At 54.4% G+C, this 17,304-nt stretch carries 15 protein-coding genes and 2 tRNA genes; 8 read left to right on the top strand and 9 right to left on the bottom strand.

The window, feature by feature from the left end; translation table 11 throughout:
- Positions 1 to 141: 141 nt before the first annotated feature.
- Entirely contained in the window at positions 142 to 1,989 is a 1,848-nt protein-coding gene (locus F552_RS20065; RefSeq protein WP_018151639.1) for an ATP-binding protein, read from the bottom strand.
- Between the two features lie 237 nt (positions 1,990 to 2,226).
- Here F552_RS20065 and dnaX point away from each other — a divergent pair, with 237 nt between their 5' ends.
- The 4 genes from dnaX (at position 2,227) to F552_RS0110170 (ending at position 5,777) form a co-directional block, all read left to right on the top strand.
- Positions 2,227 to 4,065 carry a DNA polymerase III subunit gamma/tau gene (dnaX, locus tag F552_RS0110185; RefSeq protein ID WP_026182600.1) on the top strand — a complete coding sequence of 613 codons (1,839 nt, stop codon included), beginning with the start codon at positions 2,227 to 2,229 and terminating at the stop codon, positions 4,063 to 4,065.
- A gap of 125 nt (positions 4,066 to 4,190) precedes the next feature.
- On the top strand, positions 4,191 to 4,526 hold the full coding sequence (locus F552_RS0110180; RefSeq protein WP_018151637.1) for a YbaB/EbfC family nucleoid-associated protein: 336 nt from the start codon (positions 4,191 to 4,193) through the stop codon (positions 4,524 to 4,526).
- Between the two features lie 7 nt (positions 4,527 to 4,533).
- The gene (gene recR, locus F552_RS0110175) at positions 4,534 to 5,136 is read left to right on the top strand and encodes a recombination mediator RecR (protein WP_018151636.1); all 603 of its coding nucleotides are present in this window, start codon (positions 4,534 to 4,536) and stop codon (positions 5,134 to 5,136) included.
- Positions 5,133 to 5,777 (top strand): nucleotide-binding protein, encoded by a 645-nt coding sequence (locus F552_RS0110170; RefSeq protein ID WP_018151635.1) that lies wholly within the window; start codon positions 5,133 to 5,135, stop codon positions 5,775 to 5,777. Before recR ends, F552_RS0110170 begins: the two co-directional genes overlap by 4 nt.
- A 30-nt stretch (positions 5,778 to 5,807) precedes the next feature.
- Here the strand turns inward: F552_RS0110170 and F552_RS0110165 are convergent, their stop codons facing one another.
- From F552_RS0110165 to F552_RS0110155, 3 genes are all read right to left on the bottom strand, one after another.
- Positions 5,808 to 6,581, bottom strand: coding sequence for a ParA family protein (locus F552_RS0110165; RefSeq protein ID WP_026182597.1), 774 nt, complete (start codon positions 6,579 to 6,581; stop codon positions 5,808 to 5,810).
- A gap of 113 nt (positions 6,582 to 6,694) precedes the next feature.
- A complete protein-coding gene (locus F552_RS0110160; protein WP_018151633.1) occupies positions 6,695 to 8,116 on the bottom strand; it encodes a PhoH family protein in 1,422 nt (473 codons plus the stop codon).
- A 49-nt stretch (positions 8,117 to 8,165) separates the two neighbouring features.
- Entirely contained in the window at positions 8,166 to 8,633 is a 468-nt protein-coding gene (locus tag F552_RS0110155) for a peroxiredoxin (protein ID WP_026182596.1), read from the bottom strand.
- 171 nt (positions 8,634 to 8,804) lie between these two features.
- Between F552_RS0110155 and F552_RS0110150 the strand changes: the two genes are divergently transcribed.
- From F552_RS0110150 to F552_RS0110135, 4 genes are all read left to right on the top strand, one after another.
- Positions 8,805 to 9,134 carry a DUF2325 domain-containing protein gene (locus F552_RS0110150; protein WP_026182595.1) on the top strand — a complete coding sequence of 110 codons (330 nt, stop codon included), beginning with the start codon at positions 8,805 to 8,807 and terminating at the stop codon, positions 9,132 to 9,134.
- Between the two features lie 80 nt (positions 9,135 to 9,214).
- The gene (locus F552_RS0110145; protein WP_018151630.1) at positions 9,215 to 9,769 is read left to right on the top strand and encodes a hypoxanthine-guanine phosphoribosyltransferase; all 555 of its coding nucleotides are present in this window, start codon (positions 9,215 to 9,217) and stop codon (positions 9,767 to 9,769) included.
- 76 nt (positions 9,770 to 9,845) lie between these two features.
- A tRNA-Ala gene (locus F552_RS0110140) sits at positions 9,846 to 9,921 on the top strand.
- A gap of 53 nt (positions 9,922 to 9,974) precedes the next feature.
- A tRNA-Glu gene (locus F552_RS0110135) sits at positions 9,975 to 10,050 on the top strand.
- A 162-nt stretch (positions 10,051 to 10,212) separates the two neighbouring features.
- Here the strand turns inward: F552_RS0110135 and F552_RS0110130 are convergent.
- The 5 genes from F552_RS0110130 to F552_RS0110110 form a co-directional block, all read right to left on the bottom strand.
- On the bottom strand, positions 10,213 to 10,995 hold the full coding sequence (locus F552_RS0110130) for a substrate-binding periplasmic protein (protein ID WP_018151629.1): 783 nt from the start codon (positions 10,993 to 10,995) through the stop codon (positions 10,213 to 10,215).
- A 407-nt stretch (positions 10,996 to 11,402) separates the two neighbouring features.
- Positions 11,403 to 12,245, bottom strand: a complete 843-nt coding sequence (iolB, locus tag F552_RS0110125) for a 5-deoxy-glucuronate isomerase (protein ID WP_018151628.1) — start codon at positions 12,243 to 12,245, stop codon at positions 11,403 to 11,405.
- A complete protein-coding gene (gene iolE, locus F552_RS0110120) occupies positions 12,242 to 13,147 on the bottom strand; it encodes a myo-inosose-2 dehydratase (protein ID WP_018151627.1) in 906 nt (301 codons plus the stop codon). The genes iolB and iolE overlap by 4 nt, the downstream gene beginning before the upstream one ends.
- A 207-nt stretch (positions 13,148 to 13,354) precedes the next feature.
- Positions 13,355 to 15,217: a 3D-(3,5/4)-trihydroxycyclohexane-1,2-dione acylhydrolase (decyclizing) gene (gene iolD / locus F552_RS0110115; protein ID WP_018151626.1), complete on the bottom strand. Its 1,863-nt coding sequence runs from the start codon at positions 15,215 to 15,217 to the stop codon at positions 13,355 to 13,357.
- A 143-nt stretch (positions 15,218 to 15,360) separates the two neighbouring features.
- The gene (locus tag F552_RS0110110; protein ID WP_018151625.1) at positions 15,361 to 17,280 is read right to left on the bottom strand and encodes a bifunctional 5-dehydro-2-deoxygluconokinase/5-dehydro-2-deoxyphosphogluconate aldolase; all 1,920 of its coding nucleotides are present in this window, start codon (positions 17,278 to 17,280) and stop codon (positions 15,361 to 15,363) included.
- Positions 17,281 to 17,304: the final 24 nt, after the last annotated feature.

The following is a 17,304-nucleotide window of genomic DNA, read 5'->3' as shown; positions in this document are numbered from 1 at the left end:
GAATCATGCCTGACAACCCTGACACAATCCGGTACTTTGCCGGTCCAAAGCCCCACACAACGCACCAATATGGTGCGTCCCGTTAATTTACCAGTGCGCCGAACTCATCTAGCCAGGCCAATGCTACTGATGATGTCCCTATCAGGGAAAGTTTTTTGGCAACCAAACGTGAAAAATAGCCCCAGATCGATCCTGCCTGTTTTCTGCCCAGATATAACCGCCATGTCCGGATAAAATCTGCCTGGATATAGATAACCCCAAGCCAGTCCCGCCAGCTCCGGTTTTGGTCTGGCTGCTCTGAATGAATTTATCAAAAATCAGTTCTACTTCATGATCCGGTACGCCCGGGCCTTCGTCAATGATGCTTAACCGGGTACCATCTTCATGGCCATCATGTCCTGCCGGCTGCTGCAAACGAATGATGACTTCGCTACCGTCAGGTGTAAATCGTATTGCATTGGAAAGCACGTTGGAAATAACCTGCCCGATACGGATTTGATCGAGTTGCAGCGGCTCTCTGGCATCCCCGTCTATCACAAGGCGAATCTTGCGTGACAAGGCAATAGGTGCAATCTCTTCAACGACTTCCTGAACCAAAGCAGACAGATACGTTGTTTCAGGATAGTACTTCATACGCCCTGCTTCAAGTTTGGATAGATCCAGCAAGTCATTTAGCAGTGTCAGAAGCCGCTGGGCGCTGGCCCGGATACGGCTAAAATATTGCTTGGCTTTTTCCGGCGGCAACTCGGGCATGCGTCGCTCACCCAAATCCGAAAACGACAAGATGGCGTGCATCGGAGTTCTTAATTCATGCGACATATTGGACAAGAATTCGGTTTTGGCCGCATTTGCGGCTTCCGCCGCCTCCTTGGCTTTCAGCAAGACGGTCTCGGCATCTTTTTGTTCGGAAATATCGGTTAGCGTACCAATATAGCCTGTCAAGAGTTCCTGCTCATCTACCAAAGGCAGCAGTTTACAGTCCACCCAGAACGGCGCCCCCATCATGTTCTCTGCACGGAACTCGGCCAGAAATTCTTTCTTGTTCTGGCTAGCCTCTAACCAGGCGGCCTTCACTTGCTCTCTGTTTTCCGTCGCAATCAATAACAGCCAGTCTGTGCCGATGACGCTTTCAACCGAAATGCCGGTACGACTTGTCCAATAGGCATTTATGAACAAACATCGCCCACTGGACGTGATGCGGAAAATCCCCACCGGCGCATTGCTGGCCAGCGTACGGAAACGATGCTCTGATGCACGAAGCGCTTCTTCAATCTGCTTGCGGATCTGGATATCCGTATTCAGCCGGTCGTTTTTGTCTTCCAGCTCATTCACCATGGTCTCTAGTGACTGACGGGTAAATTCCAGACTCTTGCCCAGCATGCCCAGTTCGTCATTACGGCTCCAGTTAAACGCAAGATCCAGAGACCCCGCCGCCAGTCGGGTCGAATCATTCATCAACTGCATCAGGGGGCGGATCAGACGTATCTGCAGCAACCAGCTAATCAGGGCCAGAGAAATGAATAACTGTCCCAGAATTAGCACCCAGATACCGGTAATCTGGGTAGATAACTGCTTGCGAAGCTCGCCATCATCCATGATCAGGATGACACGGCCGATAGGCTGCCCCTCATGGACAATAGGACGAACCTCTTTCCATTGGTTGGCATGCGCACGCTCCGGTTTGAACCGGTCTACAAATTTACCGAAGTTGGCATCGGTGATCGTCACCCTGACAATACGGGTATCCCGCATCAGCGAATCCACCAGACGCTCTGCTGTAGAAAAACTCATGTCCCACAGGGGTTGTTCCAGCGAAACGGACAGGTTGTCCAGAATGATTCGCCCTTGTGCATCCAGATTCTGGCGAAGAGAGAGTTCAGAATAGCGAAGGGAAATAAAGCTATTGACCAGCGCAGGAATCAGCAGACCCAGGGCAATTACGCCGAAAATAGCCTGCCGTATAGAAAGTGAACGCCGTTTAATACCCACAGAGATCCCAGCACAAATGTAAATCAGCCATCAATTGCATTATCAAAGGCACATGCCCAACCAGAACCCACTATAGCAGCTTATCAAGACTCTGCTGCTTGCGGCACGCATTCAAGCAGCATTTTACCCATATTTCATGCTTCTTGCTTAAAGCCTGCAGCAAAAACAGAAACCTCAGGCCGGGCAAGGCATATTCGCTGCCAATTTTCGCCTGACTTTCTGGTAGAATCCCGGTCTATGGCCTACCAAGTTCTCGCACGCAAATGGCGCTCACGTAACTTCGCTCAAGTCGTTGGGCAGGAGCACGTTGTCCGCGCCCTCACAAACGCATTGCAAACGGATCGTTTGCACCATGCCTATCTGTTTACCGGAACCCGGGGGGTCGGTAAAACGTCCATCGCCCGCATTCTGGCAAAATCGCTCAACTGTGAAACAGGGGTAACAGATACACCCTGCGGCCAGTGCCAGGCTTGCCTGCAAATTGATAGCGGCAGATTCGTGGACTTGCTGGAAATTGATGCTGCGAGCAACACAGGCATCGATAACATCCGGGAAGTGCTGGAAAATGCGCAATATGCGCCAACTTCTGGCCGCTTCAAGGTGTATATCATTGATGAAGTGCACATGCTGTCCAAAAGTGCCTTCAATGCGATGCTGAAAACGCTGGAAGAACCGCCTCCGCATGTGAAGTTCATTCTAGCCACCACCGACCCGCAAAAAGTCCCCGTGACGGTGCTGAGTCGTTGCTTGCAATTTAACCTGAAACAAATCCCGCCACAGGTAGTTGCAGAACATTTGGCCTTTGTCCTTGGCCAAGAAAACATCGTCTTTGAAGATGGTGCCCTCAAACAGATTGGCTTTGCCGCCCAAGGCAGTATGCGGGATGCGCTGTCACTATTGGACCAGGCCATCGCCTATGGCATGGGTACGGTCACTGCTGATGCAGTGCAAGGCATGCTGGGCACAGTCGATCAGAGTTACCTGCTGAGGTTACTGGGCTCGCTCGCTGAGAACAATGGCCTGACACTGCTGCAAGAAGCAGACGCAATGGCCACACGTTCGATCAGTTTTGATCAGGCCTTGCAGGCACTGGCATTACTGCTTCACCAGATTGCCCTCGCGCAGACAGTACCGGCTGCGCTGGATAAAAGCACACCAGATTATTCCGCCATTATGGATCTGGCAGGCAGAATACCGCCCGCGCACATCCAGCTGTATTACCAGATTGCCATTCATAGCCGCAAAGACCTTGACCTGGCGCCCGATGAATATGCCGGTTTTACCATGGCATTGATGCGCATGTTTGCCTTCAAGCCATCTGCAACACTGCCAGCGGGCAATGTTGCCAGTACACCGGTTCCAACGGTTGTTGTAGCAGAACCGACACCGGCAAAACAGGTTGTGAGGCCAGAACCCGATGATCGGTCGGCCCCAACGCCGGTAGCCCGACAAACGCCTGAGCCTGCACCCGTTGCGACCCCGCCGTGGGAAGACGCCCCACCAGTGGCCGAGTCAGCGCAAGAAGTCGCTCCGACAGCCCCGATAATTGCCGAAGCTGAGGCCGCCCCTGCGCCAGTAGCCGAAGAACCCGTGATTCAGGAACAGGTGGTAGAAGAACCTGTGGCATTGCCGGTAGACATGACGCCGCCTGCGGCAGCAACCGCTGAGGTCCATGCACAACAGACAAGTCAGCCAGAGTGGCAACAGGTGGTTTACGAGCTTGGCCTAAGCGGCATGGCGGCCATGCTGGCCAAGCACATGACGCTGGACTCGGTGGATAACGGCCTTTGGTCATTCAAACTGCCATCCAACCAGCAACCCTTGTTGATTCAGCAAGACAAGCTGAAAGATGCGTTGTCTCAATGGTCCGGACAGCCGGTGACACTGAAAATTGTCTTGGGCGCGTCCGAAGGCCCGGCTCCGATACAACTGGAACAACAAGCACGACAGGAAGAAATGGCAAATGCTACAGAAGCCATTCTGACCGATCCGGTGGTGCAATATCTGCAAGAACATGCGGGTGCCCGTCTATTGCAGGATTCGGTCATTCCGATGGCAGAGCAACCATCCGCGTAATAACCGGGTATACGGGGTACTCCCCCATGGATCATGCAATCATGACCACACGGGATGCATGACAAGTAACCAAATCGTTTAACAATGCCGGGACAGTCCCGGTTCGTACGTCAGGAGAAATAGCTATGTTTAAAGGTGGCCTTGGTAACATCATGAAACAGGCCCAGCAGATGCAGGAAAACATGCGCAAGGTGCAAGACTCCTTGGGCAGCATCGAAGTGGAAGGTCAGGCAGGTGCAGGCATGGTAAAAATCACCATGACATGCCATCACGCAGTCAAACGCATTTCCATTGATCCGAGCATCATTTCCGGAGATGAAGATGACCGTGAAATGCTGGAAGACCTGATTGCTGCGGCGCTGAACGATGCCCTGAACAAGGTAAAAACGACGTCTGACGAAAAAATGGCCGCATTCGGTGCCGGGCTTAACCTGCCACCAGGCATGAAACTGCCATTCTGATCACTACATGTCCATTAAATCGCCCAATGCACTCGCAGAACTGATTGACGCCCTGAAATGCCTTCCGGGCGTCGGACCCAAATCGGCACAGCGCATGGCCTACCATCTCTTGCAAAGAGATCAGGCTGGCGCTCGCCGTCTTGCCTTTTCGCTGAATCTGGCACTGGATACCCTGAAGCATTGCCGCCTTTGCAATAACTACAGTGAAACGGATGTGTGCGCGCTTTGCCAGGACGAAGAACGGGATCGCACCCGGATTTGTGTCGTGGAAATGCCCGCCGACTTGCTGATGATGGAACAGGCAAAGTGCCATCATGGGCTTTACTACGTCTTGCAAGGGCGAATCTCCCCGCTGGATGGAATTGGCCCGGACGATATCGCGATTGATAAGCTGTTTAGCCGAGTACAGGATGGATTTGTTGAAGAAGTGATTCTCGCCACCAATTACACGGCCGAGGGTGAAGCAACGGCTTATTATATTGCCGAGATGCTGCGTCGCAAGTCGATCATGGTCACGCGTATTGCGAGGGGCTTGCCAGTGGGAGGCGAACTGGAATATGTAGATTCAGGTACGCTGGCCCAAGCCGTGTATGAGCGAAAAGCGGTATGAGTTTGCAAAAAATCCTGATTGCCAACCCTAAAGGCGGTAGCGGCAAATCCACGCTGGCCACGAACCTGGCTGGATGGTTTGCGTGGCAAGGTTTGCAAACCATGCTGGGTGATGTTGACCGCCAGCAATCTTGCCGGCGCTGGTTATCGCTTCGGCCCGATAATCTGCCAAGCATCCGAGGCTGGGATATTTCTGATGAAGGCCCTGCCAAACTGCCTAAAAACACCGACATTGCCATTCTGGACAGCCCAGCCGGCTTGCATGGCAAGAAACTGGATTATCTGCTCGATCAAATTGACCAGCTGATTGTGCCCGTGCAGTCTTCACAGTTTGATTTATGGGCAGTGGGCGATTTTCTGGACAAGATTGAATCCATCAAGGCTGTGCGTAAAGGCAAGCTGAAGGTGGGACTGGTGGCCATGCGGCAAAATACCCGTACGCAAAGCCACCGTGTGCTGTCGGAGTTTCTGTCCAGTCGGGATGTGCCGCTGATCGGCACGATCCGCGATACTCAGCTCTACCTTCAAACCCTGCCAAAAGGCATTACCCTGTTCGACCTGCCGGCCCAGCGTTTTAGCCGAGACAGGGAGCAATGGCAAAGCATTCTGACATGGCTCAAGCAAACCGGAGAGACGGCCTGAGTCGTTAGCCGCCATTCACAATCGCTTGGCTTAGTCGCCCAGTGGCAAGAAGCCGTCCCCTACCAGTTCCTCAAACAGTTTGGCATAGTCTTCAGCAGACTGCTGGGCTGGCTCATAATGAAAGACGTCCTTACCCATCAGCAAAGCCTCAGCCAGCGACGCACTCTCATGGATCACGGTTTTACACACATCTTCACCAAAGGTTGCGCGCAGCTTATCAACCACTTCCAGAGAAGACTTTCTGGATGGATCAAAACGGGTTATCAGGTATCGACGCTGAAACTTGCGTTTTAGTGCATGCTCAAGGCCAGTGAGGGTATGTGCCAGTTGCACGGCGCCCTGATAAGACAGATAGTCAGCAGCGACAGGCACCAGAACACGCTCAGACGCCACCAGTGCGTTAATCGACAACACGCCCAGCATCGGACAGCAGTCAAACACAATCGGCATTTCCGGGGTTTCCAGCATCTCAGACTGGATTGCCTGACGCAGTTTGGTGGCAATTCTGGGTTCTCTGCCCAGCAGCATATCGATTTTGCAAAGTTCGATATGCGAAGGCACCAGATTAAACCCGTTTGGCAATTGACGGATCAGGTCGGTCAGCTGCCGCCCTTCCTTGTAAAACCCGTACAAAGACGTACCCAGCTGGGTTTGCACACCGGCCAGCATCGTCAGGTGACATTGGGGATCCAGATCCAGCAACAGCGGATGCACCTGATCTTTGCGCATGGCAGCGGCCAGATTGAACGAGGTGGTCGTTTTACCCACGCCACCCTTCTGGTTAAATACAGCAAGAATACTCATCGTGATTTTGCCAATGTCAGAAAAGAGAAGTCTCAGAAATCCAGTGGTATAACAAAACAGAAGCAGGCCGGACAAACCGGCCTGCTTTCAGTCTCCATTATACGCGAGTAAAACTATAATGTTTCAGCGGCGTAATCTGCAAGCCGTGAACGCTCACCACGTTGCAGCGTAATATGGCCAGAATGCTCCCAGCCTTTGAAACGGTCAACCACATAGGTCAAGCCCGAACTGCCTTCCGTCAGATAAGGGGTGTCGATCTGGGCAATGTTACCCAGACACACCACCTTGGTACCCGGACCCGCACGGGTGATCAGCGTTTTCATCTGTTTTGAGGTCAGGTTCTGCGCCTCGTCAATGATCACCAGTTTGTTGAGAAACGTACGGCCCCGCATGAAGTTGAGCGACTTAACCTTGATCCGGGCGCGAATCAGGTCGCGCGTGGCTGCACGCCCCCACTCCCCGGCTTCCTGGTCCGATTTGTTCAGCACATCCAGGTTATCTTCCAGCGCGCCCATCCACGGGGTCATTTTCTCTTCTTCGGTACCCGGCAAGAAGCCGATATCCTCACCTACTGGCACGGTCACCCGTGTCACGATGATTTCGGAATAGATTTTCTTCTCAAGTACCATCGCCAGACCCGCTGCCAGCGTCAGCAAGGTTTTACCCGTACCGGCCTGCCCCAGCAGCGTGACAAAGTCGATTTCCGGGTCCATCAGCAAGTTGAGCGCAAAGTTCTGCTCGCGGTTACGGGCAACAATCCCCCAGATGTTGTTTTTCTGGTGGCTGTAATCCTTTAGTGTTTCCAGAACCGCGGTACTTCCGCTCTGCTCCCGTACGATGGCGGCAAAATCGCCCCCGCCGTTGGCATCGTATACAAACTCGTTGGTCACCAATGATTTACACAATGGCCCCGTCAGTTTGTAGAAACTGCGATCCCCCTCTTTCCAGCTGGTCATGTCCTTGCCGTGCGTTTCCCAGAAGTCAGCAGGCAGCTCCCGGACCCCGGTATATAGCAGGTCGGTATCCTCCAGCACCTTGTCATTGAAGTAGTCCTCTGCGGGCACGCCCATGGCGCGTGCCTTGATGCGCATGTTGATGTCTTTCGACACCAGAATGACCTGACGCCCCGGGAACTTGTCCCGCAGGCCAAGCACAACAGACAGAATCAGGTTATCTGCCTTACCCAAAGACATCACAACCGGCTGGGTAGGTGCCAATGGCTCTGTCTGCAAGAAGAGGTAACCCGATGCGCCACCCTGCGAATGCGCAGAGAGCGGAATCCCCTCTGATAAGTTTGTCTCGGTATGACTGACTATCTGATCCAGAAACCGGCTGGCCTGACGGGCGTTTCTGGCAACCTCTGACATCCCTTTTTTATTGTTGTCGAGTTCCTCCAGTGTCATCATTGGCAAGAAGATGTCATGTTCATCAAAACGGAACAAGCTGGTTGGATCGTGCATCAACACATTGGTATCAAGAACGAACAGCTTTGTTTCCGCATTTTTTTTCTTGCTGGCCTTCCTTGGACTGCCCATTGTGATTCCTTTCAGACGGGATGGTTGTTTTGGTGTTGACCGGACCCTGCTAAGAACCGCTCAACTGTTTGAGTGTGGCAAGAACTTCATCCACATGCCCTGGTACTTTAAGACCACGCCACTCCTTAACCAGTTCTCCTGTTGGTGAAAATAGGAAAGTACTCCTTTCTACGCCACGCACCTGTTTGCCATACATGTTTTTCATTTTCATGACTCCCATCGCATTGCAAAGCAGTTCATCCGGGTCTGACAGCAAGTCGAACGGAAACGTCATCTTGCTTTTAAAATTTTCATGCGATTTTACGCTATCGCGCGATACCCCCAGAATCACGGCATTAAGTGCCACGAACGCTTCGTGCAGGTCCCGAAAGTTCATACCCTCTGTTGTACAACCAGGCGTGTTGTCCTTGGGATAAAAATACAGCACAACCCACTTGCCAGCGTAGTCACTTAACTTGATTTCCCGGGCGCCTGTTGCAGGCAGCGCAATCTGATATGCCGTCATTTGTTCAGTCATCTGGTTACTCCATGGTTACCCTGTCTTAAGCATCGTATATTCTGCCGCAAGAGGCAAGTACAGTTGCATAGAAAATTATTGTTCTTATCCGGTTTGAAGCTGACATTTCCACTTTACAAATGATAATGATTATCGTTTAATAAATGCACATTACAAACACGGAGAATCGACATGAATGCAATGGTCATTGGTGCAGACACCCTTGGCGGAATCCCACAACTCCTCTCCGAGCACGGCATATCCATTTTCAGGCATATCTCCGGCAGAAATGCATCCCATCAAAGGAAACTGCCCACACTCCCCAAAGACATCGACATGCTGATCCTGTTTACCGACTTTGTCGGTCATAATGTCATGCGGCATTTCCGGCTCCTTGCCCATGAGCACAACATCCCCATGCTTGCATGCCGTCGGTCCAGTTGTGCCTTGATGCAAAGCCTGAACCAATGCGGAATTACCAACAAAGCCTGCCAAAACTGCATCAAGCAGCAAAAACTCTAAAAATATGCCTCACAAAGGTTGCAAACAAGTGACGGCTATACATTAAAATAGGCAGATTGGAACCCTTGAAAAGAACTGCCATGCCAATCACACCTTCAGAAGCTCAAGAAGTCATGGACTCCGCAGATTGTCTGCACTCACAACAAGAAATTGATGCAGCAATTGCCAACATGGCATTAGCCATTACTGAAGATCTCAAGGGACAAAACCCGCTGGTTTTTTGCGTCATGAATGGCGGCCTGATTGTTGCTGGTCAGTTGCTGACAAAACTCAGCTTCCCGCTGCAGTATGAGTACATCCATGCCACACGCTATGGGGCAGAAACCTCTGGCGGCAAGCTGAAGTGGCTGGTTGAACCCACCAACAAGGTGGCAGGCAGGACGGTACTGGTCATTGATGACATTCTGGATGAAGGCCATACCCTGACAGAAATCGTGAAACACTGCCTGGCCCAAGGTGCGGCAGATGTGAAAGTGGCCGTGCTGATCAATAAGATGCATGATCGCAAAGCGCCAGAAGCCAAAGCCCACTACATTGGGCTGGAAGTGCAAGACCGCTTTCTGTTTGGTTACGGGATGGACTACAAAAGCTACTGGCGTAATGCACCAGGCATTTATGCGGTAAAAGGCCTGTAAAAAAATTATTAGCAAAATAGTGACGAGGTATATTTACAAACCATAAAAGTTCGTGGATAATCTCGTTTCTTCGCTAGGGGGTATAGCTCAGCTGGGAGAGCGCTTGCATGGCATGCAAGAGGTCAGCGGTTCGATCCCGCTTACCTCCACCAAGTGAACCTGAAATTCAAACAGCCTCGGTTTGGTTTCTTGTAGACAGGTTTCTGTCCCCATCGTCTAGAGGCCTAGGACACCGCCCTTTCACGGCGATAACCGGGGTTCGAATCCCCGTGGGGACGCCAAATAAAAGCCGCTCACGACACCGTGAGCGGCTTTTTTGCTTTCTGGACTGTCTCAGCTCTGATGGCCAACTTCTGCTGTTATTCACATTGAGCAGCTTGATTCTGAAACACGCTAAACCCCTTGAGATGTCGAGGACGACACGCATGCAATCTGCTCAAAACTTATCGCCAATCTTTTAAACCGTACCTAGCCATGATCTGTGCAAGTCTGCCACTTTTACGCAGCTGCTGCATACCATCCGATAGAATTCGTGCATATTCAATAGACTTGGGATTTTTTGAGAAAGGTGTAAAGCCAATATATAAATTATTGGAGCTAGTGCTACTCCCCTCTTCCCCCGCAATATGAAAAGCATCTAGCATGCCTAGAGCATTTGCATTGTAGATAAACACCGATTCATCTTCCAGTACGGTACTGACACGTCTAAAAAAGAGTTTGCGTATATTCTCCTGAACCGCCAGTTCGCCAGTTGTGTATTGCAAATCGACCTTCTTGGGATGGGCGATAGCATAAGATGAAATTTCCGGAAACGCATAACCACCAACCAGCCCAACTTTCTGCCCATCAAGTGTGTTTGGCCCTTGGTAGCGCCAGACGGAAGATTTTAACGTAAAGAAAACGTTATGCATTCTCCCTTGTTCCTCACGAGGAAATATCAAATTGGGCTGAATAAATTTGCTATTTTCAGGTGTTGCCGCAATCGCTCCTTGATAAATACCTCTTTGAACCCCTTGTAAAGCTCTTTTCCATGGGACTACTTTATATTCAATGTGATGACCAGCTTGAGAAAAAATAGTGGACGCAATTTCCACCATGAAACCAGGTTTATCGCTACTGCTTTCACAGTTATATGGACACCATTGATCAGCGACCAGAATTATTTGGTCAGCCTGGGAAATAATGGGAAAGAGAAGAAAAATGCTGAGACAGTGTCGTATAATCATTGCCTTACAAAATCCTTTCGATCTCTCCACCAAGAATGGATTGCCATACCCACTCTGGCAGCAAGCGTCTTTGCGACACAATGACCTGATTGCGGAATTATTACATAGTCAGGGTGGTTTTACCCCGATTTGATGGACACCTAGCGAAAAGCGTACTTATGCAGAAATTTCGTTGAACAAAACAAGCGCCTGGCCCCATCACTTTGCATCGACGTCGGCTTTTGCCTACTTTCCCGATTTCTCCTCCTTCGCTTTTGAATCAATCCAGCTCCGGTTTGCATCGCACACGACATGTTTTGAGCCTGAACCAAAACACATAAAAAAACCGGGACATATAGTCCCGGTCAAGCCCTTCAGATGTGGAGATACAACAAACTCTTTGCGTCTAATACCAGTGACTTTCAAATCTACTTGAAAAACACCGGTGTCGGTGCCGGTGCATTGGCTTGCCCCGGTCCGCGCGTCATCAGCCATTCGTGCGCCGGGTCGTTCTTGAAGCACCACTGGCGCTTCGGCCCGGCCATCACGTTCAGGTAATAGCTCTCGTAACCGTAGGGCGCACACACCGGGTGGTAGCCTCGCGGCACCATCACCACATCACCGTCTTCTACCGCCATGCTTTCGTCCAGGCTGCGGTCGTCGGTATACACCCGCTGAAACACGAAGCCCTGCGGTGGGTTGATGCGGTGGTAGTAGGTTTCTTCCAGAAAGCTCTCGTCCGGAATCGCGTCCTGATCGTGCTTGTGCGGCGGGTAGCTGGAGCTGTGGCTTTGCGGCGTGCGCACTTCCACCACCAGCAGCGATTCGGCCGGCTCGCCTTGCGGCAGGATGTCGGTGACGTAACGGGTGTTGGTGGAGACCCCGCGTACCGAGCGTTTGATCTGCGACGGTTCGATCAGCCGGGGCTGGTATTTGCCTTCCGCTGGCGCGGTACAGATGGCGATCTCGGCGTCGGTATGGGCGGTGACCTGCCATTGCACTTTCGGCGGGACATAACCGGCGTACGGGGCGCGTTCGTCGAACACGCTGGTGCGGGCACCGATCTCTTTCCAGCTGTGTTCACCGGCACTGAGGGTGACGATGCCGGACAGCACCACCACGCAGGTTTCGCGACCGGTTTCCTGTTGCGTCACCACGTCGCCGGGGGCGAGGCGTTTGACGCCAAAGCCGATGTGTTCCCAGCCGGCGCTTTGCGGGGTGATGGTGATTCTGTCTTGTCCCTGACGGGTGTTCTTGACCAGCAGGCTCATGAGGATTGTCCTTGAATGTGCGTGACCAGTTGCTTCAGGGTGGTAAAGCCTTTCTTCACATACTCGTAACTTGGCGCCACCACCGGGTCCTGTTCGGCTTCGATCACCAGCCAGCCTTTGTATTGATGGTCGGCTAGTGTTTGCAGGATCGGGCCAAAGTCGATCGCGCCGTCACCCGGTACGGTAAAGGCGCCGTTCAGTACTGCGTCCAGGAACGCCCAGTTGCGGTTGCGGGCCAGCTTGATCACGTGCGGGCGCACGTCCTTGCAGTGCACGTGGCAGACGCGGTGGAGGTGTTTCTTCAGCTCGGTCAGTGCATCGCCTCCGGCAAAGGTCATGTGGCCGGTATCGAACAGCAGGCCGACCGAGTCGCCGGTCAGACGCATCAGGGTGTCGACGTCGGCCGGGGTTTCGACCAACGCGCCCATGTGGTGGTGGTAGCCAAGGCGCATGCCGCGCGCCAGCAGCCAGTCGGCAAAGCGGGTCAGTTTGTCGGCGTAGGCTTGCCATTCGCCGTCGTTGCGGAACTTGGGCCGCATGTACAGCGGTTTGCTGCGGTCGCCCTGGATGGTGCCGGCGCATTCGCCGTACACCATCACGTGGCTGTTGTTGTAGAGCATCTTGTCCAGATACGGGGCCACCCGGTCGATCTCGGCTTCAACGCTGTCGTGGCCGAGAAACCCGGAGTACCAGCCGGACACGCATTCAAAGCCGTACTGGTCCAGCGTGGCTTTGAGTTCCACTTTGTCTTTCGGGAACTTGTTGCCCAGTTCAAAGCCCTGGAAGCCGATTTCCTTGCCTTCGGTCAGCGCCACTGCCAGCGGCGTTTCGCCCCCCAGCGAGGTTAGGTCGTCGTTGAACCAGGAAATGGGGTTGACCCCGATCTTTACGTCAAATTGCATGGTTTATCCTCTATCTGTCATCCGGCCTGATGGCCGGAGCCTGAAGCAGCCGGGAGTCGCGGCTTACCGGTCCCCCACCAACAAGCGCGCACTGTCTCTCAACACTGACTCGCCGGCTACCCAGACTCGATGACCGCCTGCCCCACTAAGGGACCGGCTGGTGTCTGGTTGATTGACCGCTTTGTTGCCGCGGCCTTGTTGCATCTGTTATTTCTTTTGCGTCCGCTTGATCTCGTCGTAGCGGGCGCGGGTGCTTCTGACCCGTTCGCTTTCCGAGACTTCCGGAATACCCACTTCCCACCAGGCGCCCCCTTCTTCTGTCACACGACGGTCGTCGGTATCGATCACGATCACGTAAGTGCGGTCCGCGGCACGCGCGCGTTTCAGCGCCTCTTCCAGTGCGGCGATATCCGGTACGTGCTCGGAAATCGCACCCAGTGCTTCGGCGTGTTTGGCGAAGTCGACTTTCGGGAAGCCGTGCTGGCCAACCAGGCAGTCGCGCAGCATGTTGTTGAACGGTTCGCTGCCGCTATTGACCTGCAGCCGGCTGATACAGCCGTAGCCGCTGTTGTCCTGCACCACGATGATCAGCTTGTAATCCAGCATCACCGAGGTAGCGATCTCGGAGTTCATCATCAGGTAGGAACCATCGCCCACCATCACGAACACTTCCTTGTCCGGGCGAGCCATCTTGGCACCCAGGCCACCAGCAATCTCGTAACCCATGCAGGAGTAGCCGTATTCCATGTGGTAGCCACCCGGGAAGCTGGTGCGCCACAGCTTGTGCAGCTCGGCCGGCAAGGTACCGGCGGCACAAACCACGATGTCGGTATGGGTAGAATCCCCGCTACGCTGGACGGCACCGATCACTTCGCCGTCATATGGCAGGTAGTCGGCGGATGGTGGCTGAGTCTTGCTGGTAATCGTCAGCACGGTGTCGCGCCAGGCCTGGTTGAGGCCTTTGGCTTTCTCGGTCCAAGCCGGACTGGCTTGCCAGTGGCCGAGCCAGTCGCTCAGTGCAGTCAGACCAAGGCCGGCATCCGCCAGTAGCGGCTGAGCACGCCATTTGACGCTGTCAAACGGGTTGACGTTCAGACTGATCACCTTGGCCTGGGTAAACAGGCTGTTAGACGACGTGGTGAAGTCTTGCAGCCGGGTACCCACGGCCAGAATCACGTCAGCTTCTTTGGCCAGGGCGTTGGAGGCGGTAGAGCCGGTGACACCGATGGAGCCGGACAGCAGCGCATGGTCCCACGGCAATACGCTCTTGCCAGCCTGAGTTTCACCAACCGGAATGCCGTGTTTCTCGGCAAACTGGCGCAGTTGTTCGGTCGCTTTAGCGTACAGCACGCCGCCGCCAGAAACGATCAGTGGACGCTGGGCGGTTTTAAGGGTAGCCACCGCAGCTTCCAGTTCGGTCATCTCCGGCAACGGGGCGCGGAAACGGATGACGCGGGGCTCGAAGAAGTCGACCGGATAGTCATAGGCGGTGGCCTGAATATCCTGTGGCAGTGCCAGCGTCACCGGGCCGCAATTGACCGGGTCCGTCAGGGTTGCAATGGCACGCGGCAAGGCGCTGAGTAACTGGGCCGGATGCACGATGCGGTCGAAATAGCGGGATACCGGTTTGAAACAGTCGTTGGCAGAGATGCCGCCATCGGTAAAGTCTTCCACCTGTTGTAGTACCGGGTCAGGTAGTCGATTCACAAAGTAGTCGCCTGGCAACAGTAGTACCGGCAGGCGATTGACGTGTGCCAGCGCGGCAGCGGTGACCATATTGGTGGCACCCGGGCCGATACTGGTACTAACCGCCATCATGCGACGACGGAAATGGCTCTTGGCAAAAGCGATGGCCGCATGTGCCATACCCTGCTCGTTGTGTGCACGCAGGGTGGGCAGTTGTTCGCGATGACGGTACAGCGCTTCGCCAAAGCCAGCCACGTTACCGTGACCGAAGATGGTGAAACAGCCGGCAAACAGCGGCACCTGCTGCCCGTCTTCTTCAACAAACTGGGCCGTCAGGTAACGGACCAGCGCTTGCGCCATGGTAAGGCGGATGGTTTGACTCATGATGTTGTATGTCCTGTATTCAGTTGCAAGTGCCAGTTACTCACTGTGCCGAGGTCGGTATCTACCTGCCCGTAATGCGTATCACTTCGATCTTTCAATTAGCGGCCGGCCTGTGTTTTACATACCTGACCCCGCTGGCTGGCTTAACCGCGCCAGGCAGCAATCAGCGTTTTAAAGGTAGCCTTGCAAGCCTCGATCACGCCACGGTCATCTACTTCCCCCGCCAGCCACTGACGTGCCGGTTCGAAGAAGATGGTGCGACCCACGGCAAAGCCACGCACGGTCTGGCTGACCTTGGCAGCCTTGAAGCCCTGCTTCAGCGTCTCTACCGGGGCATTCAGCCCCAGCAGCACCACGCCACGGCAGTACGGGTCGCGTTCCTGGATCAGGCTGTCGATCGCGGCCCATTGTTCGTCGGTATCAAATTGTTCCAGCTTCCACCACTCCGGATAGATACCGAGGTTGTACAGGCGCTTCAGCGCCCGGTAGACGGTATCAGGGTGCTGCGGCAGCTGCTTGTTGGGAATGATCTCCAGCAACAGCTCGTGACCGGAAGCCTGCGCCGCTTCGTACAGGGTACGGATCTGGGTTTCCTGATCCAGCCGGTTCTCGACGCTATCGTCCGGATGGTATTGCACCAGACACTTGATGATGTGTTCCTTCGGCCAGTTCTGCAGGTAGCTGCCGACCGAACGACCGAGGTCGAATTCCAGCGGGTTGGACAGCGGCAGTTCCACCGGCCGGCCGATCCACCAGTTGCGACCGGTAGCGGCATTGAGGGCATCCTGACCGTAACGGTCGTCGGCCAGAATGCCGACCTTGCCTTGCAGGCCCAGTTCGGTCTCGACTTCGCCCACGGCCTGCACGAACAGCTGTTTCAGTTGCGGCAGGCGGCCTTCATCGGCGCCAAGCTTCTGCACCAGATCGAAGAACTGGTTGCGGTGGTCGAAGGCGAATACCAGCACTTCGTCACGCTTGGCGCGTGGCACGGTGACGCGGTGCAGGCGGTTAAGCGTCGCGTCTTCTGCCGGCTTGGCCGGTTGCTGTTGCAGGAAGTACTGCAGCTCGACCGGGGTCGGCATGGCCGGGGCGCAGCCGTGACGGCTGACCACCAGCGCACCGCAGGCGTTGGCGTAGCGGCAGCAGGTGTCATAGTCTTCGCCACGAATCCAGCCGGACAGGAAGCCGGAGATGAAGGCATCCCCTGCCCCCAGCACGTTCAGTACTTCCACCTGAATGCCCTTGATGGTGAAGGCGTCGTCAATATGGGATGGAATGTCACCATCGATGACGCAGCAGCCCATCGGCCCGCGCTTCACCACCAGGGTGGCGTGCGGGTTGAGTTGGCGAATGGTGCGTAGTGACGTAATCACGTCCTCGCTACCACCGGCGATGTTGATCTCTTCTTCGGTCCCGACGATCAGGTCGAAGTACGGCAGGATGCCCTGCAGATGGGCACTGACCTTGCCGTCAGCGACAAAGCGGGTTTCCCCGTCGCCCTTGCCGGTCAGCCCCCACAGTACCGGCCGGTAGTCGATGTCGATCACGGTCCGGACGTTGTTGGCACGGGCGGCCTTCAAGGCTTTGACCGAGGCGGCGTGTACCGACGGGGTCGAGAAGTGGGTACCGGTGATCAGCAATGCCTTGCTGGTGGCAATGAACGCTTCGTCGATGTCGGCTTCGCACAGTGCCATGTCGGCGCAGTGGTCACGGTAGAACAGTAGCGGGAAGCTGTCGCGGTCCTTCAGCCCCAGCAGGACCAGACCGGTCAGATGATCCGGGTCGCGCTTGAGCTGCGATATGTCGCAGCCTTCGGTGCGCAGGGTCTCGATCAGGAACTCGCCCATCTGTTCGTCGCCCACCCGGGACAGCATGGCGGACTTGAGCCCCAGACGGGCGGTACCGAAGGCGATGTTGCCGGACGAGCCACCGAGGTATTTGGCGAAGCTGGCCACGTCCTGCAGCGTTGAGCCTACCTGGTGGGCGTACAGGTCCACCGCCACCCGGCCGATGCTGATCAGGTCCAGGGCGCGGTCATTGGCGAACTTGGTTTGGTTTTTCATGTTCTGTCCACATCATCCAAACGT

The sequence above is a fragment of the Leeia oryzae DSM 17879 genome (assembly GCF_000376945.1).
Taxonomy (GTDB): domain Bacteria; phylum Pseudomonadota; class Gammaproteobacteria; order Burkholderiales; family Leeiaceae; genus Leeia; species Leeia oryzae.
This window is presented reverse-complemented; position numbering and strand designations above follow the sequence as displayed.